The sequence below is a fragment of the Agrobacterium sp. Azo12 genome (genome assembly GCF_029193765.2).
Taxonomy (GTDB): Bacteria; Pseudomonadota; Alphaproteobacteria; order Rhizobiales; family Rhizobiaceae; genus Agrobacterium.
Genome location: NZ_JARFYO020000001.1, coordinates 2,685,243 through 2,702,969, shown reverse-complemented (window position 1 = coordinate 2,702,969; position 17,727 = coordinate 2,685,243). Strand labels below are relative to the sequence as shown.

The following is a 17,727-nucleotide window of genomic DNA, read 5'->3' as shown; positions in this document are numbered from 1 at the left end:
CTCCGGGAAAATCAGGGCTGAGAGGGGCCTAGCGTTACAGGGTAATCATGCCACCATCGATAATCAGTTCAGCGCCAACCGTAAAACTTGCCTCATCGGATGCCAGGAAAACAACGGCCTTGGCAATTTCTGCAACATGGCCAAATCGTCCCAGAGGGATTTGCGCGACAATCGCGTCGGCCATGGCTTTTTTACCGGCATCATCCAGTCCGAATTTTTCATGCAACGGGGTTTCAACCGGACCGGGGCTAACGGCATTGACGCGGATGCCACGGCCAAGCAGTTCACCCGACAATGTCTTGGACAGCGACAGCAGGGCTGCTTTGGTCAGCGCATAGAGGCTGGAATTTGGCATGCCGATATGGGCGTTGACCGAGGTGTTGAGCACGATGGAGGCCTTGTTGCTGAAAACAGGCAGCAGCGCCTGCACCAGGAAGAACGGGCCTTTGACATTGACCGAAACCGAGCGGTCAAAGGCAGCTTCATCCCATTGATCCATGGTGCGGAATTCAGCGACACCTGCGTTGACGAAGAGGATGTCGAGTTTGCCGAACTTTGCGGCGATCTGGTCAGCAATTTCTTTCTGTGATGCAACGTTTCCGGCATCGGCACGGATGTAAAGCACATCATCACCCAACACAGCTTTCGCCTTTTCGATGGTGGCAGGGTTGGTGCCGGTGACGGCGACGCGTGCGCCTTCGCTAATAAATTGGCGGGCCGTTTCAAGGCCGATGCCGCTGGTGCCGCCAGTGATGAGTGCTGTCTTGTTCTGCAAGCGTGTCATGATCATTTTCCTTTGTTTGGAGTGGCGTGTTTGCCTGCAGCGAATATGGCTTTTCTCAATCGTTCTGATTAGTCTGCAAGTATTGGCTCAGCTTTCCGGAAAAACCGAACAATGATGAAACTTGAAGGAATAACCGCATTTGTGGCCGTTGCAGAATCCGGGTCGATCAGCGAGGCATCGCGCCGCCTCAATCTTTCGAAATCTGTGGTGAGCGACCGGTTGTCGGAACTCGAGCGTGTTTTGGGCACGACCCTGCTGCACAGAACCACCCGCAGCCTCAGCCTGACGGAAGACGGCAGTGCCTTTTTGGAAAGGGCAGTGCGCATCGTCAATGAAGTGCGGGATGCCACGGATGACATGGCCGAGCGGCGTGGTGATCTGAAAGGCGCGCTCAGCCTGTCTGCGCCTGTGACCTTTGGTCGGCTGCATCTTGGCCCTGCGCTTTATCCATTTCTGTTGCAGAACCCGGCGCTCGAGGTCAGTCTGGATATGGATGACCGGCGTGTCGATGTGTCGTCGGCCGGATTTGATGCGGTGGTGCGGCATGGGCCGATTGTTGATTCACGATTGATGGCATGGAAGCTGGCGCCCAGCCGACGTCTGCTGGTGGCATCAACTGACTATCTGAAACAGCATGGAACACCCCATAATGCCGCTGAACTGGAGGGACATCGCGGAATTTTTTACACCAATCGTGGTGTCGCGGACTGGCGGTTTGTCGGCCCAAACGGTGCCGTCATCGTCAGGGCAAAAGTCGCACTGCGGGTCAATCATGGCGATATGATCCGCGACGCAGCGGTGGCAGGTCTTGGCATCGCGCTGTTGCCAACCTTTATTGCCGGCCCTGCCATCAGGGATGGCAGCTTGACCGTGATCGATGTCGGCATACAGGCGGAAGATGAATTTATCTACATTGCCCATCCGGAGGGACGGCGTCCGTCTGCCAAGCTGAGAGCGCTTGCTGATCATTTGCGTAAGGCGTTTGGTTCACCGCCCTATTGGGAGCCGTGATAGAGTGCGTCGGGTCTGGATCAGCCCGCCGCTTTCACGCGGCGCAACAAGCGGCCATCAATGGCGACAAGACCGGCGGCAATCATCGCCATGCCAACAAAATGTTTCATTTCCAGCTGTTCACCGAGAACCAGCGAGCCGAGCAAAATGGCGCTGACTGGAATGAGGAAGGTGACAAGCGCAAGATTGGTGGCACCGGCGCTGGAGAGAATGCGGAAGAACAGCAGATAAGCAAGCGCGGTGGAGAGCAGGGCGATGCCAAGCAAGGCGCCCCAGGTGGCAGTGCTTGGCATGGCCAGTGTCCACGGCTGATCAATCAGTAGAGCAACCGGAATCAACATCAGGGTCGACGATGAAATCTGGCCGGTTGCTGTCATCAGCGGTGCAACACCCATGGTCTTGAAACGGCGTCCGAAGATACCGGCAAAGGCGTAGGACGTGGCTGCACCCAAAATGGCAAGCTGGCCCCAAAGATTTGATCCGCTGCCGCCAAGGGCAGATGGGCCGATCATGGTGGCGACGCCAACAAAACCAATCAGCACGCCAGCCAGTTTGTTGGGCGACAGCTTTTCATCAACCGTCAGAAAATGCGCAACAATGACCGTAAACAACGGCGTTGTGGCGTTGAGAATGGAAGCAACGCCACTGGCAATATGGGTCTGGCCCCAGACGATCAGGCAAAAGGGGATGATGTTGTTGAGAATGCCCATGGCAAAAAAGGCGCGCCAGATGCGGCCTTCTCTTGGCAGCTTCAACCCCATGACACGGCAGACGATAAGCAGCGCAATGGCCGCCAATCCGACACGGAGTGTGACGATGGTCAACGGTGGCAGTTCCTTCACCGCAACGCCGATGAAGAAAAAGGAACCGCCCCACAGGACCGACAGGGCAATGAGCATGGCCCATTCGCTGGCGTTCATTTGCCGTTGTATCGCTGCCATTGCCGTGCCCCGACGAAATATGTGTGATGGATACTGGTGTATCGAGATTTGTGAGTCGTGCCACCCGAAACTTGCTTTTAAACAAGGCGTTTGTTGTTCTGGCCGACGGGCGGGCGTCAAGCGGTTCTATTTCAGGTGAAATTGTATTATGCCGTGCCCAAGAACCAATCGGGAATCGCCCTTTGAAGACCATCGCCATCGACTTTGAAACTGCCAATGAAGAGCGCGGCAGCGCCTGTTCTGTCGGTCTGGCATGGGTGGAAAATGGTCAGGTGGTGCGGGTCGAGGAAAGATTGATCCGTCCGCGTGAGATGCGCTTTTCATCGTTTAATATTTCCATTCACGGTATTCGGCCGGAAACGGTTGAAGATGCGCCGGAGTTTCCGGAAGTGATGGACGAGTTTCTGGATGATTTTCAGGGCGCAACGATGATTGCCCATAATGCGGCCTTCGACTTCAGCGTGCTGCGCGCCTGCTTCGACAAGTATCGGCAGAGCTATCCGACGTTTTCCTATCTGTGCAGCGTGAAAATGTCCCAGAAGGTCTGGCCGCAATTGCCCTCGCACAAGCTCAACATCATTGCCGGGCATCTGGGTTTGCGCTTCGTGCACCACAATGCCGCTGAAGACGCTCTGGTGTGTGCCTCTGCGGCCATCCAAATGGCCAAATCGATCGAAGTGCCAGAGATCAGGGATATTCCTGGCAAGATCGGCATGGTGGCCGGTAAGGTCCATTCCAGCGGTTATGAGCCCTGCACCATGCGGCGGCGTTAAAACACGCAGCTTTCAACTTGCCTTCCGCCGCTCCAATCCTATCTTGGGGATATCAAATGGAGGCTGGAATGGCATTATCCCTGTTACGAAAACTGATGGTCGGCCTGCTCGTTGCGGTTCCGGTCACCGCTGCGCATGCGCAGGTGGTTGGCGAAGTCGGCGTCGACTGGATTGGTAACGACATTATCGTTGAGGCGGTAGCCGATCCGGAAGTGAAGGGCGTGACCTGCCACGTCACCTATTTTGAGCGTGGTGTCATTGACCGGTTGAAGAATGGCAACTGGTTTGAAGACCCGTCCAACAATGCCATTTCCTGCAACCAGACCGGACCGGTCGAGATCGGTGATATCGATCTTTCCAAGGATGGGGAGGAAGTGTTCCGGCAGGGTATGTCGCTGGTGTGGAAGAAGCTTTTGGTGACCCGCATTTACGACAAGCAGAATGATACGTTGATCTATCTGGTGCACACTCGCGAATTGACCGATGGCTCGGCCAAGATGGCAATTTCAACCGTGCCGCTCTACGGGCAGAACCCGACATGGAAAAACGGCAAGCCGTAAGGCCTGCCGTTTCAAAAATCTCAGTAATGTAAAGTCTTAAGCGGCTTCGCGGGACAGTTCTTCCGCGATGACCGTATCGAGGTTGAGGAAGCAGACCATGCTCTTCTCAAGCGCGACGATGCCGTGCGAGAAGCTGCGCTGGGTCTCAGGAATGATTTCCGGTGTCGGCTGCAGGTCTTCCGAACGGATGGTCATCATGTCGGAAACCTGTTCCACCAGCAGACCAACCAGCTTGCCGCCGATATCGGTGACGATGATGGCAGAGCGTTCCGAAGGTTCGGTCATTTTCATACCGAGGCGGCAGGCCATGTCGATGACAGGAATAACGGCGCCACGCAGGTTGATAAGACCGAGAACGTAAGGAGGCGTGTGCGGCATAGGCGTAACCGGTGCCCAGCCACGAATTTCACGGATTGCCATAATGTCGATGCAGAATTCCTGATCGCCAAGATGGAAGGAAACGATTTCGAGATGAGAACCCGATTGCTTGATTGCATTCGTCATGGTCTGAATTCTTCCTGGCGGTTCTGGACGCGCTAAAGTCCGGATGTTCATAATGGCAGGTAATGCGGAAGACCGGCTTGTTGGAAAACCCGGCAGACGTCATGTCGCTATCTTGGAAGACCGCATGACGATCATGCACTGTAACCGTTTAACCTTTTACTAACGGCGTCTTTTCTCAGGCTTTCAGTTTTTGGTCCTGTTGTTGGTGAGGGGCATCGATGTTATCATCAGGGCATGTCGACGTTCGTGCGAAACACAAATCACATGCTGTTGATGGCTGTGGCCGTCTTGAGCTTTCTGGGTGTCAGCCTGCTGGCCTTCCAGGGCTGGATGACGCATGGCGTCGATATTTTCCTCACCCTGTCGCAGACAGGTCTTTCCTGGTGCCTTTGACCTGATGGCGTAGGCGAGGGCGGCAAATCCGCGCAGTGCCTTTAATCAACTGGTTGTTGATTTGCGGTCAGGGGCAAGTTTGATTATCTGCTTTCGAGACTGAGATGTCTGCCGCATCGGTGGCCATCAGATTTGGTGTGAAGGCTGATTTGACATGAAAAAAGTTCGTATCGTTCTCTGGTGTCTTGTTGCCGTTTTGGGCGGTATTGTTACCTGGCTGGCATTTGCGTTGTCTGAGTCAAAGCAGCATATGACGGAAGGCCCTTATGGCGCGCCGTTTCAGCTTGTTGCCCAAAACGGCCTGCCGATTACCGAAAAGGCCTTCCAGGGCAAACCGACGGCGCTGTTTTTCGGATTTACCCATTGCCCTGAAGTCTGCCCGACAACCCTTTTCGAGCTGAATGGCTGGATGGAGAAGGTCGATCCGGCAGGTGACAAGATGCAGGGGTATTTCGTCACGGTTGATCCCGAGCGTGATACACCGGAAATCCTTGGTCAGTATATCTCCAACGTAACCAGCCGTATCACCGGTATTGCCGGCGAGCCGGACAAGATTGCCGAAATGATCAAGAGCTTCCGCGTTTACGCCAAGCGGGTGCCGGTGGATGAAAAAGATCCGAACGGTGAATACACCATGGATCATACTGCGTCGGTTTTCCTGCTGGATGCGCAGGGACGTTTCGTCAGCACCATTGCCTACGGTGAAAACCCTGATGTTGCGGTACAGAAACTGCAAAATCTCCTGAAGGGTTAATGCCGGTTTCTTCTCTGGTGGTATTGGACTGCGCCTGCTTTTGTGGCAAAGGCAGGCAAGTTCGATATTTTCCGAAAGAGATGCTGCCGTGAGCGAGATCCGCCTCTATGTGACGACCACTGAAATCGAGGCCGGTCAGGTACTGGATGTCATGACCGAGGTGTTCGAGGAAGATGGCATTGCCATCGCCACTACCGAGGTCGATGAAAAGAAGGACATCTGGGAAGCCTCCGTCTATCTGCTTCTTGAAGAAGAAGACGAAGTCCGCGAGCGTCTCGACACACTTCTGAAAAGCGCTTTCCCGCATCTTGCCGTCCAGCGTGAGGTCATTCCTGACATCGACTGGATTGCCAAGTCGCTGGAAGGTTTGAAGCCGGTCAGGGCAGGGCGTTTTCTGGTTCACGGCTCCCATGACCGCGACAAGGTTCGCGTCAACGATATCTCGATTGAAATCGAAGCCGGGCAGGCCTTCGGAACCGGTCATCACGGCACGACAGCCGGCTGCCTTGAAATGATTGAAGCGGTTGTGCGGGCCCGTACCGTGCGCAATGCGCTTGATCTGGGCACCGGCAGTGGCGTTCTGGCAATTGCCGTTGCCAAGATGCGCCGCATTCCGGTTCTTGCCACCGATATCGATCCGATTGCTGTGCGCGTCGCCAAGGAAAATGTGCGCCTCAACGGTATTGTCCAGGGTGTGTCTCTGGAAACAGCCCCCGGTTTCCATTCGGATGCCTTTGCCAAACATGGCCCGTTTGATCTGATCATCGCCAATATTCTGGCGCGGCCACTGATCAAGATGGCGCCGCAGCTAGTTGCACATCTCGCTCCGGGTGGTTCGGTAATCCTCTCAGGTATTCTGTCATCGCAGCGCTGGAAGGTTCTGGCTGCCTATAATGGCGAACATCTGAGCCATGTTCGCACCATCTGGCGCAATGGCTGGGTGACTATTCACCTGCGTAAGTAATGGTCACCTGTGCAAGTAAGCGCGCTTTTGCTTGATATCTGAGGTCTTTGAGCGAGTGGGTGTATCCGCCGTCGATATGCCATTGGATTTTTTTAAGCAATGCAGCAAATGCAGATATTTTTTCCGCCATTTTGGCATCAGGCCAATAAAAAAGGCGACGCTTTCGCGTCGCCTTTCGATCAGTCATGCTGATCGCCCGCGAGCTGGGAGGGTGCTCGAGCGGGAAACGTATTCCGATGCCAGGCCACTTCGGGAGGAGGAGAAAGCAAGCCGGGCGTAACAGTCAGAATACGTAGCTGGTGCCCTTGCGGCGAAGTTCTTCGCGGCTGGTGCCAAGAGCCTTGAGAGACTGGTCGTCAAGGTTCAGGAGCGCGCCGTTTACGTAACGGCCGACCTGACGCTCGCGAGCTTCAATAACGCGATCGAAAGCTGTGCGGAAGAAAGATTTTGCCATTGCCGTGTTCCTTACATACGGAAGGAAACCTCGTGTTCCCTTCGATGATTAGAACATAAGTTATACTTTTCAGTTCAGGTAGGTGTCTGACTACAATGGTGTTATGCGTTTGATGCATGGCTAGGGGTGGTTCGTATGCAGATTGCGGCTTTTTTGCGCAAAACATATGCAAATGCCGCGGTTTCCTGATGGTTTTTTAGGTGCTGCCAGTTTCACGCCGTTCTTTCGGCTGGACCCATCAGCAGCGCGGCTATAAATTCGCGGCCGCAATGGAATCTTTTGGAAAGCAGTTCATGTTTCAGTCGTTCGAAACCACTTCCGCCCCGCAATTTGGCCGTGAGCGGGTTGAGGCCTTGAGGGCTTCGTTTGATGCTCTTGGTATCGACGGTTTTCTGGTGCCGCGCGCGGATGACTATCAAGGCGAATATGTACCGGCCTCGGCCGAGCGCATGTCGTGGCTCAGCGGTTTCACCGGTTCGGCAGGCGTCATTCTGGTAACCCGCACCCAAGCCATCGTGTTTGTGGACGGACGCTACACCACGCAGCTGGTTGAGCAAGTGGATGGTGATGTCTTCACCGGTGGAGATCTGGTTAATGCACCCCCGCCAATCTGGCTGAAGAAAAATGCCCCGAAGGGTTTCCGGTTGGGGCTTGACCCATGGCTGCACACCGGTGCTGAACTGCGCCGACTTGAGGCTTCGCTGAAAGATGCTAGCGGTGAGATCGTTCTCCTGCAGCACAATCCGCTCGATGTCGTGTGGAAAGACCGCCCGTCCGAACCTCTCGGTGCTGTTACCATCCAGACGGAAATGCATGCCGGCGTTCTGGCGCGTGAAAAGATTGCCACCATTGCTCAGGATCTGACCGCTGCAAACCTGCAGGCTGTGCTGATCGGTGAGCCGTCTTCCGTGGCGTGGATTTTCAACATCCGCGGCAATGACGTGCCGCACACGCCGCATCCTTTGGCACGCGCATTGGTTTTTGCCGATGGCACGGCCGAAATCTTCCTCGACAAGCGCAAGACCGGCATCGAAGTAGAGGCCTATCTGGCGCAGCTGGCCGTGCAGCTGCCGCCATCCGAAATTGAGACACGTCTGCGCCGGCACGCCAAGGACGGTGCACGGATTGCCGTTGACGCCGATCTTGCGCCGGTTGCCCTGCGCAATGCCATTACGCTTGCCGGTGGTGAGTTGGTTGAGGTTGTTGATCCTGCCAAGCTGCCACGTGCCTGCAAAAATACAGCAGAGCTGAATGGCAGTGTTGCCGCCCATCTACAGGATGGCGCAGCCATGGTGGAGTTTCTCTATTGGCTGGACAATGCCAAGCCGGGCAGTGTCAGCGAAATCGAAGCGGTCAAAATGCTGGAGCGTACTCGGTCTCATGTCGGGTCGCGCATGCAGAACCCGCTCAAGGATATTTCCTTCGACACTATTTCCGGTGCCGGTGAGCATGCGGCGATCATTCACTACCGCGTTACGACGCCAACTGACCGCATGTTGAATGCTGGCGAAATGTTCCTTGTCGATTCCGGCGCTCAATATGTGAATGGTACAACAGACATTACGCGCACGGTTGCAATTGGTGATGTGCCCTTTGAGCAGAAGAAGTTCTTCACGCTTGTTCTGAAAGGCATGATTGGCATCAGCGCGGCGCGCTTCCCCAAGGGAACCCGTGGCTGCGATCTCGATCCGTTGGCGCGTATTGCCCTTTGGAAAGCCGGTGTCGATTACGGACATGGTACAGGCCACGGCGTGGGCTCTTATCTCTCTGTGCATGAGGGGCCGCAGCGCATTGCCCGTCTTGCCACACAAGAGTTTCTGCCAGGCATGATCCTGTCCAATGAACCCGGCTATTATCGTCCTGGTCAGTTTGGCATTCGTATCGAGAACCTGATCTATGTGACGGAGCCGGAACAGATTGAGGGCGGTGATCTGCCGATGTTTGCTTTTGAGACGCTGACATGGTGCCCGATTGATCGCCGTCTGGTGGTGGCAGAGCTGCTGACGGCGGAGGAGCGTGACTGGCTGAATGCCTACCACGCCAATGTCCGGGAAAAAATCTCGCCGCTATTGAGCGACGAGGCAGTTCTGGCATGGCTTGATAAGGCCACTGCCGCAGTTTGAGGCATTAGGCCTTAACCGACAAAATGCCGGGTGGTAACGACAAGTAACCATCCGGCAAACAGCATGGTAAGACCGGGAAAGCGCAAACCAACGATCATGGCGACGATCATGCCGGCCTTGACCTCGTAACCACCGTCAAAAAAGGTGGGCGTGACCAGAGTGGTCAAAACCGCGACCGGTACCGCATTCAATCCGGCCTCGACACGTGGCGGAATGGATTTCATGCGGGTCATCAGAAGATAACCGCCAATGCGCGTCATATAGGTGGCGATTGCACCAGCGATGATAAGCCAGAGCGTATAGGTGTTGAAAAGATCGCTCACAGGCTCTGCTCCCCGGCTTCTTCAATATTGTTTATGTGGCTCGGTGCCGGAGGCAGCAGCACAGCCACCAGAATGCCGGCAAAGGCACCGAGGCTGACGTGCCAGGGTGAGCCGACCACATGGAAAGCGACGATGGCGCCGATGCCACTTGCGAGCATGACGGGATAGAAATTCTGTCTTTTGCGGAAGCCGAGCACCATGCCCATAAAATAGATCGGTAACAGCACATCAAATCCGAGTGCGCGTGGATCACCGATCAGCTTTCCGAACATCACGCCGAGAACGGTGGTGATCAGCCATGGGAAATAGATGGCAAGGGCAAAACCCATATACCAGGAGAATGAAATCTTTTCACCGTTTTCATTGCGACGCACAGATTCGGCAAATTGTGGATCGACCAGGAAAAAGAAGGCGATCAGCTTGCGACCGAGCGACCAGTGGGCGAGGGGACGCACCATGGCAGCGGAATAAAGAATGTGCCGAAAGTTGACGGCAAAGATCGACAGGATGACCAGCCAGGCCTCGATCTTTTGTCCAAACAGTTCAATCCCCACCAGCTGGCTGGCGCCGGCATAGAGAGTTGCGCTCATCAGCACCGCTTCGAACATGGTCAGGCCGTTGTCCACCGCCACGGCGCCAAACAGCAAGCCGAAGGGTGCCGCCGACAATGCGATGAGAAAACCGCCCTTGAGGCCAGTTTTGAAGTCTGCGTGTGCCATTGATGGGTATTCTCCTTGCGCGCTGCGGGCGCGTTTCCTGACTAAACGGATATGTGTCGGATGGTTCGGTGCAAATGACCGGAGCAGATCAATTTAGTCTGGCAACGCTCTAGAGCGGTGATCCTGCGGATGCAATGCAATTGCTTTGATCGATAAATTGAATTTTGTGAAGCATTGCCTGCGGTGCGCCATTTTTGGTATCGAAACCGCTGAAGTCGAGAGTCGGGAAGGACGCTACATTGAGTATTATCGAGTTTAGCAGACAGGAGAAAACCGATCTCGTCAGCCGTATCCGCAAACATCTGAATGAAGAGCTGGATTGTGAGATCAGCGGGCTTCAGGGGGAAATGTTGCTGGACTTTCTGTCTGCGGAGCTGGGCCCACGTTTTTACAATCGCGGGCTGAATGATGCGCTGACCGCCGTGACGCGGCGTATGGAAGACGCTGCGTCCGATATCGATATTCTGGAAAAGACCGTTCCTAAGTAATAGGATAAAGCGTCGCCTCAGGCGGCCAGAATATCCTTGCTGGTGATGATGTCAGCACCCTTGGCGCGCATGGCGGTAATGGCTGCCTTGACGCCTTCTGGATCAATGCCGCGGCTGGCGTCCTCAATGAAACGCACCTTGACGCCAGGCAGCATATCCACCGCATCCTGTACGGAAAAGTTGACGCAATAATCGGTGGCCAACCCGCAAATGTCGAGGCATGTCACACCTTGTCGGGTCAGATAATCGGCAAGGCCGGTGACGGCTGCCTGATCGTTGTCCCGAAAGGCAGAATAGCTGTCGACAGCCGGGTTCTCACCCTTTTGTTGCACATAGTCGAAACTGTCGGTGTTCAAATCTGGATGGAATTGTGCGTCGAACGTACCCTGTACACAATGGTCCGGCCACATGACCTGTGGTTTGCCGGACAGCTCACCCATGTCGAAGGGTTCTTTTCCGGCGTGCTGGGAAGCAAAGCTGCCGTGATTTTCCGGGTGCCAGTCCTGTGACGCGACGATCAGGTCATAACCGCCATTTTCAATGAGTGCATTGGCGATGGGGACAATCCTGTCACCTTCTGCAACCGGCAGATTACCGCCTGGGCAAAACCCGTTCTGGATGTCGATCAGCAACAACGCTTTCATGGTAGGCTCCTCCTGCGGGACGATAGCGTTTGGGTACGCTGCTTCCGGTGCGCAATCAAGATGCAACCGACTTGCCCGTCGGTATTTGGCCTCTGCGCATTTGGGATCTGCGAAAAATCACATATTAGAAAGAATAAATTAAAGCATCCACTGTATTAACTATGGCTAATTTAAATATCGCGTACATACAGCATGTTAGGAAGGCCGCATGAAATCTGTCAGAATTGTTTTGGTGTTATCGCTGGCGTCCAGCGTATCGACACTTGCCTGTGCGAGGATTGCGTCGGCGCAGGCTGTACCATTGGTCAATGTCTGCTCGGGGCTGAGCGTCGATCTGCCAGCGCTTGAGCCAATCGCCACCAATGTGGTCGATCCGCTGCTGTCGTTGCTGGCCGACATCATAGACACGGATATTGTCGGTGTGCTGAATGGCCAGACCATTGGTGTGTCCATTCTAGATAAGGATGGGAACGTCGTCAGCACGACCGATTGCGGCCTCAGCGCCAGTAATGTCACTATCGATACCAATGCCGGCGTGTCGATCGGCGGCGGCCAGATTACCGGTCTTGGCAGCACGGCCAATGCTGCAGCGTCAGCTGCCGAAGCCAATTCGCTTGCCATCGGCAATGGCGCCACCACAACTGCGGCGGCCGCCAATGCGCTGGCATTTGGTCTGCGCAGCACGGTGACAGCAACGGATGGCATTGCGATTGGTCGTGATGCGGTTGTTGGCGGTCAGGCGGGTATCGCGCTTGGCGCCGGTTCGAGTGCTGGTTTCAGCAACAGTGTGGCTATCGGGGCAGGTGCCAAGGCGCTGCGGCAAGGGCAGGTGGTGCTGGGCACCGCATCCAACACCTATACCATGACGGGCATAGGGTCGGCCGCCAGCCGTGCGGCGCAGGTCGGTCCGGTCAAACTGGTGACGGCGGATGCCAACGGCAATCTCGCCACCACGGATTTTGATATTACTGGCCTTAATAGTGACATATCCAGGCTTAAGACGACGGTCGATCGCAACCGTAAGGATGCGAATAAGGGGATTGCTGCGGCCATGGCGATGACGGGCGCACCAACACCATCAGCACCTGGAAAAACTTCATGGGCAACCAATGTTGCGACCTATAGCGGTGAGTTTGCCACCAGCTTTGCCGTGGCGCATATGCTGGATGTTGATTATCCGCTGGTGGTGAATGGATCGCTCGGTTATGCGCCCGGTGGCTCTGTCGGCGTGCAGGTTGGAATGAATGGCGAGTTCTAATCCAAAAATAATCGAAGAATGAATCTTCGACGTAAAGGGTTTGGTTACCATAATTTGCCATTGTTTTATGTGATCGGCGCTTCCTGTTTGGCAGGCCGGTGCAGAGTGCCCGGTTTTTATCTGCGTGTCCGGGAGCAGAGTAACGTGTTAGGTAATGAGTACCATGGCGACTAAGGTGCACACCTTTGGCGAACCCGTATCGTCGGGCCGTAAAGTTCGTTCTTCCAGAAAAAACAAGATGATAAGTCCGGTTACCATTGTGTCCGGTGTTGTCATTACTGTTGCCGTCTGGATGGGATTTACTGTCTCCACGATGCAGAGTGTGCACGCTTCTCTGACGCCTTCACACGCTAACAAACCGCAGATTGCCATTGCCGCACATGTGCCCGTTTCGCTGCCTTCGGGAAGTCATGATGTGCGCATCAACAAATTTTCCCGCCTTGGAAAACCGTCGGAAGACCAGATCCGCATGGCGAGTTTGACCTCTGAAGGCATCAAGGCTGCACATAAACGCACCGAGCTTCGGCTGGCGAAGGTGAAAATGGACAAGGCGTTGCGTGAGGCAACGCTTCTGGCCAGTGCCGCACCGATGAAACCAAGCTCAAGCTCCCTCTCGGCGCTTGTCGAGGTGAAGCCGGATGCCAATGCGTCTGCCAGCCGCCGTTTCGATCTTATTTTGAATGGATCAGCGCCGGAAGCGGCACCTGAGACGGCGCAGGATATGCCTGACAGCATTCCGCTGCCGTCGTTCCGTCCACAGATTGCGAAAATCTCACCTGCTGCCCAGCCGAAAACCGGCACGGAAGCAGTGGAAAAAGAAGTTGCAATGCTGCGCCCGGAAAAACCAACCCTTCCAAGCGTAGCGTCCCGCCCGTCTGCCATGGGTGCCAGAACTGCTGTCTATGAAATCGAGACCGCGACGGTGCACATGCCCAATGGCGACAAGCTGGAGGCTCATTCGGGCCTTGGTTCGATGCGCGACAATCCGAAATATGTGCATGTGAAGATGAAGGGATCTACCCCGCCATCGTCCTACAAGCTGACCATGCGCGAAGCGCTGTTCCACGGTGTGGAAGCGCTTCGTCTGACACCGGAAAGCGGCGTCAACCCGCACGGCCGCAACGGCCTGTTGGCGCATACCTACATGCTGGCCAGACGCGGCGAATCCAACGGTTGCGTGGTGTTCAAGGAATATCCGAAGTTCCTGGCGGCCTTCAAACGTGGTGACGTGAACCGCATTGTTGTGGTTTCTCGCCTGGAATCGAAACCGGTGTTTGCCGACAAGGACAACAAGGGAACCACAAAGACACTGGCCAGCCTGTTTTCCAGAAAAGGCTGACCGGCCGTTTTAAGAAGCTTATTTGGAACGGCGCTGGGTGAGCGCCATTCCTGCGAGAATAAGCAGTACGCCAAGGGCACTGGCCCAGATCTTTGGCGGCTGATTGCTGAAAAGGTCCAGCACCACACCCGATACCATCTGACCGCTGATGACCAGAAGTGCGGTGTTGACCGCACCAATGCGCGGAATGAGCCAGCTTCCCGAGGCAATGAACACCACACCGATCGGTCCGCCGATAAAGGCGTACCAAGGCGCGTCAGCCGCACCTTCAGGCAGCAGGCCGCCAATTGCGAGGCCAAGCAGCGTCAGCACGACAAAACCGACAATATGGTTCCAGAAGGACGCAATTAGCGGCGAGTTTGACAGGCTGAGACGGCCATTGATCTGGCGGCTGAGAGCGACGAAGACGCCGCCTGCGAAGGCCATGGAAATCCACAGGATCATGCCGCTCTCCCAACCAGAATGATAAGGGCGCTGCCGCCGAGGATCAGGGCAACGGCGCAGAGGTCGCGCGCATCCGGCCGGCGACGTGGCAGGCCAAAGAAACCCCAGAGGTCGGCTGCGAGGCTGAAGATGACCTGTCCACCCAGTCCAAGTGCGATGGTGCCCGACAGTGCGAGCGGTGAGTTGACGGCGCTTGAGGTTAGCATGACGATGGCGGCACCCACGACGCCACCGAGATAGGCCCAGAGCGGCGCCTTGGGTTTGGCAATCTCACTTGGCTTGGGTTTCTTATAGAGAATGGCAAGATAGATCAGGGCGGCGACTGTGCCGGTGCCATGGGCGGTCCATGAGGAGAACATGGCGTTGCCGTAATGGGCCAACATGCCGTTGAAATGCACCATCAGGGTCAAGAGGCAGCCGCTGCCGAAGGCGGCCGCCAGATGCAACGGGTTGAGGCGAGGAGAGCTTGTCGTTTGTGTCATGGGAGGCCAAATGCTGAAAATCTGATTCAGCTTTAGCCCATATCTCTTTGATACGGAATCAAATTACGTGAATGGGTGGTGGGCGACGACTGCACCCGATTTTGTTGGGAACGGAATTTGCGGCTGGGCCGTTTCCTGTCCATGAAACAGACAACACGCAAACCACTCCACCGAATGATTACCTTTGTGGCTTTCATTTTTGCAATCGCAGTCGTTATCGCTGCCATCTACATCTTTGGTTTTACACCGGGTGAGGTGAGCTAGGGCTGGCGCCAGAGACGTCAATTTGCGACACCTCAGACCTTCTCAACAAATCCATCCAGCACCCGTTTCTGGCCGGCGCGATCAAAGTCGATGGTCAACTTGTTGCCTTCAATGGTGGTAATGTTGCCGTTTCCGAACTTCATGTGGAACACGCGATCGCCCACATTAAAACGCGACGGTGTGTCGGATACGGATTTGGCAACCAGCTCGCCATCGATGGTGCGGGCTTTCGGGCCGCTTTCGCCATAACCAATACGCTCCACGGCGTGGCCTGAGCGGCTGCCCCAGTTGTCGCGCGTCGCGTCAGACCGATTGGCCTGCGCACGTTTCCAGCCGGGGGTCGAATAATCATTGGCGAATGGATCGGCCTTGTCGAAACGGGACTGGCCGTAACCGCCGCGTCCACCATATCCGCCGTAATTATTGTCGGAGGCGGCCACATCGACATGGTTTGCCGGTAGTTCCTCAAGGAAGCGTGACGGCATGGTCGATTGCCAGAGGCCATGAATACGGCGGTTGGACACAAACCAGATATGGCAGCGGCGCTTGGCGCGGGTGAGACCGACATAGGCAAGGCGACGCTCTTCCTCGAGACCGGAACGTCCGCCTTCATCCAGCGCGCGCTGATGCGGAAACAGCCCTTCTTCCCAGCCGGGCAGGAACACGGTGTCGAATTCCAGACCCTTGGCGGAGTGCAGTGTCATGATCGAGACGGCATCGAGGTTTTCGTTCTGCTCGGCGTCCATGACAAGTGCCACGTGCTCAAGGAAACCGCGCATGCTCTCGAAGGCTTCCATCGAGCGCATCAGTTCCTTCAGGTTGTCGAGGCGGCCCGGTGCTTCGGCCGACTTGTCGGCCTTCCACATGTCGGTATAGCCGGACTCTTCGAGAATCTGCTCAGCCAGTTCGATATGTGACGTGGTTTCAAGCCGTTGCTGCCAGTTTCTGAAAGATTGAATCACATCGAACAGCGCCTTGCGGGCCTTCGGTTTCAATTCATCCGTTTCGATAATATCGGCGGCAGCCGCCAACATCGGAATATCGCGGGCACGTGCATAGTCGTGCAGGTTGCGAATGGTGGTGTCACCAAGTCCACGCTTCGGTGTGTTGACGATGCGCTCAAAGGCCAGATCGTCAGCCGGTTGGCAGACGAGGCGGAAATAGGCCATGGCATCGCGAATTTCGAGACGTTCATAGAAGCGTGGGCCGCCGATAACGCGGTAGTTCAGCCCCAGCGTCACGAAGCGATCTTCAAACTCACGCATTTGAAACGAGGCGCGCACGAGGATCGCCATATCGTTGAGATTATGGCTCTGGCGCTGCAACTGTTCGATTTCTTCGCCTACTGCGCGGGCTTCTTCTTCGGAATCCCAGGCGGCGTGCACAATGACCTTTTCGTCATCGGGATCAACGCGGTCGGTAAACAGCGTTTTGCCAAGCCGGCCTTCATTGTGTGAAATCAGATGACCGGCAGCGCCGAGAATGTGTTCGGTGGAACGGTAGTTGCGCTCCAGCTTGATGACCTTTGCACCGGGAAAATCCTTGTCGAAACGCAGGATGTTATCGACCTCGGCACCGCGCCAGCCATAAATGGACTGGTCGTCATCACCCACGCAGCAGACGTTTTGCACTTCACCCTTGGGGCGCTGCGCCAAAAGCCGCAGCCACATATATTGTGCGGTGTTGGTGTCCTGATACTCATCGACCAAGATGTAACGGAACTTCTGGTGATATTCCTTGAGGATATCCGGGTTGCGACGGAACATGCTGATCGGATGCAGCAGCAGGTCACCGAAATCGCAGGCATTGAGCGTCTTCAACCGGGCCTGATAGGCGGTGTAGAGCTCACGACCCTTGCCATTTGCAAAGGCGCGCGCGTCACCCTCCGGAATGTCTTTCGGAGTTAGCCCCTTGTTTTTCCAGTTGTCGATCATGCCGGCAAACTGCTTGGCGGGCCAGCGCTTGTCATCCAGACCTTCGGCCTGAATGAGCTGCTTGATCAGCCGCACAACGTCGTCCGTATCGAGAATGGTGAAATCCGACCGCAGGTCGACCAGTTCAGCGTGACGGCGTAAGAGCTTCACACCGATGGAGTGGAACGTGCCGAGCCACGGCATGCCTTCAACGGCGCCGCCAACCAGAACGCCAATACGTTCCTTCATTTCGCGGGCGGCCTTGTTGGTAAAGGTCACCGCCAGGATCTGGCTTGGAAAGGCGCGCTTGGTTTCCAGAATATGAGCAATACGTGTGGTCAGCACGCGAGTTTTGCCGGTGCCTGCACCGGCGAGCACCAGAACCGGGCCTTCCAGTGTTTCTACTGCTTCGCGCTGTTCTGCGTTCAGGCCAGAGAGATAATCGGGGGCGGGACGCGCCTGATCACGCGCTGCCATGGCGCGGGCTGCAATGCCAAGACCGCTGCCCTGTTGTGGCGCTGGTGCTGGCTTGCGTGGCTCTGCCGGTTCTTCATCGAAGAACGGGATATCATCAAAATTGTTGCTCATGCGG

At 55.6% G+C, this 17,727-nt stretch carries 21 protein-coding genes; 10 read left to right on the top strand and 11 right to left on the bottom strand.

Features of this window, described 5'->3' with window-relative positions; all coding sequences use genetic code 11:
* Window positions 1-34: 34 nt before the first annotated feature.
* Window positions 35-784, bottom strand: a complete 750-nt coding sequence (locus PYL13_RS12990) for an SDR family oxidoreductase (protein WP_250981865.1) — start codon at window positions 782-784, stop codon at window positions 35-37.
* Between the two features lie 111 nt (window positions 785-895).
* Between PYL13_RS12990 and PYL13_RS12985 the strand changes: the two genes are divergently transcribed.
* Window positions 896-1,795, top strand: a complete 900-nt coding sequence (locus PYL13_RS12985; protein WP_250981864.1) for a LysR family transcriptional regulator — start codon at window positions 896-898, stop codon at window positions 1,793-1,795.
* A gap of 20 nt (window positions 1,796-1,815) precedes the next feature.
* On the opposite strand, the gene PYL13_RS12980 is transcribed toward PYL13_RS12985, so the two are convergent.
* Window positions 1,816-2,736 (bottom strand): DMT family transporter, encoded by a 921-nt coding sequence (locus tag PYL13_RS12980; RefSeq protein WP_275641613.1) that lies wholly within the window; start codon window positions 2,734-2,736, stop codon window positions 1,816-1,818.
* Window positions 2,737-2,918: 182 nt separating this feature from the next.
* Between PYL13_RS12980 and PYL13_RS12975 the strand changes: the two genes are divergently transcribed.
* A complete protein-coding gene (locus tag PYL13_RS12975) occupies window positions 2,919-3,509 on the top strand; it encodes a 3'-5' exonuclease (RefSeq protein ID WP_275641612.1) in 591 nt (196 codons plus the stop codon).
* 68 nt (window positions 3,510-3,577) lie between these two features.
* Complete coding sequence (locus PYL13_RS12970; RefSeq protein ID WP_259144299.1) at window positions 3,578-4,069, top strand: CreA family protein; 492 nt, start codon at window positions 3,578-3,580, stop codon at window positions 4,067-4,069.
* A gap of 36 nt (window positions 4,070-4,105) precedes the next feature.
* On the opposite strand, the gene PYL13_RS12965 is transcribed toward PYL13_RS12970, so the two are convergent.
* Window positions 4,106-4,573 (bottom strand): chemotaxis protein CheW, encoded by a 468-nt coding sequence (locus PYL13_RS12965; RefSeq protein ID WP_192488531.1) that lies wholly within the window; start codon window positions 4,571-4,573, stop codon window positions 4,106-4,108.
* Between the two features lie 246 nt (window positions 4,574-4,819).
* Between PYL13_RS12965 and PYL13_RS12960 the strand changes: the two genes are divergently transcribed.
* The 3 genes from PYL13_RS12960 (at window position 4,820) to PYL13_RS12950 (ending at window position 6,684) form a co-directional block, all read left to right on the top strand.
* Window positions 4,820-4,966 carry a hypothetical protein gene (locus tag PYL13_RS12960; RefSeq protein WP_275641611.1) on the top strand — a complete coding sequence of 49 codons (147 nt, stop codon included), beginning with the start codon at window positions 4,820-4,822 and terminating at the stop codon, window positions 4,964-4,966.
* Window positions 4,967-5,120: 154 nt separating this feature from the next.
* Window positions 5,121-5,720 (top strand): SCO family protein, encoded by a 600-nt coding sequence (locus tag PYL13_RS12955; protein WP_275641610.1) that lies wholly within the window; start codon window positions 5,121-5,123, stop codon window positions 5,718-5,720.
* An 88-nt stretch (window positions 5,721-5,808) separates the two neighbouring features.
* Window positions 5,809-6,684, top strand: a complete 876-nt coding sequence (locus PYL13_RS12950; RefSeq protein WP_275641609.1) for a 50S ribosomal protein L11 methyltransferase — start codon at window positions 5,809-5,811, stop codon at window positions 6,682-6,684.
* Here the strand turns inward: PYL13_RS12950 and PYL13_RS12945 are convergent.
* Both PYL13_RS12945 and PYL13_RS12940 read right to left on the bottom strand, forming a co-directional pair.
* Window positions 6,665-6,871: a hypothetical protein gene (locus PYL13_RS12945; RefSeq protein ID WP_275641608.1), complete on the bottom strand. Its 207-nt coding sequence runs from the start codon at window positions 6,869-6,871 to the stop codon at window positions 6,665-6,667. The two genes, PYL13_RS12950 and PYL13_RS12945, sit on opposite strands and share 20 nt — an antisense overlap.
* A 96-nt stretch (window positions 6,872-6,967) precedes the next feature.
* The gene (locus PYL13_RS12940; RefSeq protein ID WP_192488534.1) at window positions 6,968-7,138 is read right to left on the bottom strand and encodes a hypothetical protein; all 171 of its coding nucleotides are present in this window, start codon (window positions 7,136-7,138) and stop codon (window positions 6,968-6,970) included.
* 293 nt (window positions 7,139-7,431) lie between these two features.
* Here PYL13_RS12940 and PYL13_RS12935 point away from each other — a divergent pair, with 293 nt between their 5' ends.
* Window positions 7,432-9,261 carry an aminopeptidase P family protein gene (locus PYL13_RS12935; RefSeq protein WP_275641607.1) on the top strand — a complete coding sequence of 610 codons (1,830 nt, stop codon included), beginning with the start codon at window positions 7,432-7,434 and terminating at the stop codon, window positions 9,259-9,261.
* 11 nt (window positions 9,262-9,272) lie between these two features.
* Here PYL13_RS12935 and PYL13_RS12930 read toward each other — a convergent pair whose 3' ends face one another.
* Entirely contained in the window at window positions 9,273-9,584 is a 312-nt protein-coding gene (locus tag PYL13_RS12930; RefSeq protein ID WP_250981858.1) for an AzlD family protein, read from the bottom strand.
* On the bottom strand, window positions 9,581-10,303 hold the full coding sequence (locus tag PYL13_RS12925; RefSeq protein WP_250981857.1) for an AzlC family ABC transporter permease: 723 nt from the start codon (window positions 10,301-10,303) through the stop codon (window positions 9,581-9,583). Before PYL13_RS12925 ends, PYL13_RS12930 begins: the two co-directional genes overlap by 4 nt.
* Before the next feature lie 239 nt (window positions 10,304-10,542).
* Here PYL13_RS12925 and PYL13_RS12920 point away from each other — a divergent pair, with 239 nt between their 5' ends.
* Window positions 10,543-10,791 (top strand): DUF2164 domain-containing protein, encoded by a 249-nt coding sequence (locus tag PYL13_RS12920; RefSeq protein ID WP_259144326.1) that lies wholly within the window; start codon window positions 10,543-10,545, stop codon window positions 10,789-10,791.
* 17 nt (window positions 10,792-10,808) lie between these two features.
* Here PYL13_RS12920 and pncA read toward each other — a convergent pair whose 3' ends face one another.
* Window positions 10,809-11,435, bottom strand: a complete 627-nt coding sequence (gene pncA / locus PYL13_RS12915; RefSeq protein ID WP_259144340.1) for a bifunctional nicotinamidase/pyrazinamidase — start codon at window positions 11,433-11,435, stop codon at window positions 10,809-10,811.
* Window positions 11,436-11,643: 208 nt separating this feature from the next.
* Here pncA and PYL13_RS12910 point away from each other — a divergent pair, with 208 nt between their 5' ends.
* Both PYL13_RS12910 and PYL13_RS12905 read left to right on the top strand, forming a co-directional pair.
* Complete coding sequence (locus PYL13_RS12910; RefSeq protein WP_275641606.1) at window positions 11,644-12,693, top strand: hypothetical protein; 1,050 nt, start codon at window positions 11,644-11,646, stop codon at window positions 12,691-12,693.
* Window positions 12,694-12,856: 163 nt separating this feature from the next.
* Window positions 12,857-14,032 carry a DUF2778 domain-containing protein gene (locus PYL13_RS12905; RefSeq protein WP_275641605.1) on the top strand — a complete coding sequence of 392 codons (1,176 nt, stop codon included), beginning with the start codon at window positions 12,857-12,859 and terminating at the stop codon, window positions 14,030-14,032.
* Window positions 14,033-14,050: 18 nt separating this feature from the next.
* Here PYL13_RS12905 and PYL13_RS12900 read toward each other — a convergent pair whose 3' ends face one another.
* The 3 genes from PYL13_RS12900 to PYL13_RS12890 form a co-directional block, all read right to left on the bottom strand.
* Window positions 14,051-14,476, bottom strand: coding sequence for a DMT family transporter (locus tag PYL13_RS12900; RefSeq protein WP_275641604.1), 426 nt, complete (start codon window positions 14,474-14,476; stop codon window positions 14,051-14,053).
* The gene (locus PYL13_RS12895; protein WP_275641603.1) at window positions 14,473-14,958 is read right to left on the bottom strand and encodes a DMT family transporter; all 486 of its coding nucleotides are present in this window, start codon (window positions 14,956-14,958) and stop codon (window positions 14,473-14,475) included. Before PYL13_RS12895 ends, PYL13_RS12900 begins: the two co-directional genes overlap by 4 nt.
* A gap of 296 nt (window positions 14,959-15,254) precedes the next feature.
* Window positions 15,255-17,723: an ATP-dependent helicase gene (locus PYL13_RS12890; RefSeq protein WP_275641602.1), complete on the bottom strand. Its 2,469-nt coding sequence runs from the start codon at window positions 17,721-17,723 to the stop codon at window positions 15,255-15,257.
* Between the last annotated feature and the right edge of the window lie 4 nt (window positions 17,724-17,727).

Bases quoted from the DNA above. Each gene is read 5' to 3' on its own strand.
- PYL13_RS12905 (WP_275641605.1), top strand. From the start codon at position 12,857: ATGGCGACTAAGGTGCACACCTTTGGCGAACCCGTATCGTCGGGCCGT.
- PYL13_RS12895 (WP_275641603.1), bottom strand. From the start codon at position 14,958: ATGACACAAACGACAAGCTCTCCTCGCCTCAACCCGTTGCATCTGGCG.
- pncA (WP_259144340.1), bottom strand. From the start codon at position 11,435: ATGAAAGCGTTGTTGCTGATCGACATCCAGAACGGGTTTTGCCCAGGC.
- PYL13_RS12980 (WP_275641613.1), bottom strand. From the start codon at position 2,736: ATGGCAGCGATACAACGGCAAATGAACGCCAGCGAATGGGCCATGCTC.
- PYL13_RS12955 (WP_275641610.1), top strand. From the start codon at position 5,121: ATGAAAAAAGTTCGTATCGTTCTCTGGTGTCTTGTTGCCGTTTTGGGC.
- PYL13_RS12940 (WP_192488534.1), bottom strand. From the start codon at position 7,138: ATGGCAAAATCTTTCTTCCGCACAGCTTTCGATCGCGTTATTGAAGCT.
- PYL13_RS12890 (WP_275641602.1), bottom strand. From the start codon at position 17,723: ATGAGCAACAATTTTGATGATATCCCGTTCTTCGATGAAGAACCGGCA.
- PYL13_RS12985 (WP_250981864.1), top strand. From the start codon at position 896: ATGATGAAACTTGAAGGAATAACCGCATTTGTGGCCGTTGCAGAATCC.
- PYL13_RS12970 (WP_259144299.1), top strand. From the start codon at position 3,578: ATGGCATTATCCCTGTTACGAAAACTGATGGTCGGCCTGCTCGTTGCG.
- PYL13_RS12900 (WP_275641604.1), bottom strand. From the start codon at position 14,476: ATGATCCTGTGGATTTCCATGGCCTTCGCAGGCGGCGTCTTCGTCGCT.
- PYL13_RS12935 (WP_275641607.1), top strand. From the start codon at position 7,432: ATGTTTCAGTCGTTCGAAACCACTTCCGCCCCGCAATTTGGCCGTGAG.
- PYL13_RS12910 (WP_275641606.1), top strand. From the start codon at position 11,644: ATGAAATCTGTCAGAATTGTTTTGGTGTTATCGCTGGCGTCCAGCGTA.
- PYL13_RS12990 (WP_250981865.1), bottom strand. From the start codon at position 784: ATGACACGCTTGCAGAACAAGACAGCACTCATCACTGGCGGCACCAGC.
- PYL13_RS12945 (WP_275641608.1), bottom strand. From the start codon at position 6,871: ATGACTGATCGAAAGGCGACGCGAAAGCGTCGCCTTTTTTATTGGCCT.
- PYL13_RS12925 (WP_250981857.1), bottom strand. From the start codon at position 10,303: ATGGCACACGCAGACTTCAAAACTGGCCTCAAGGGCGGTTTTCTCATC.
- PYL13_RS12965 (WP_192488531.1), bottom strand. From the start codon at position 4,573: ATGACGAATGCAATCAAGCAATCGGGTTCTCATCTCGAAATCGTTTCC.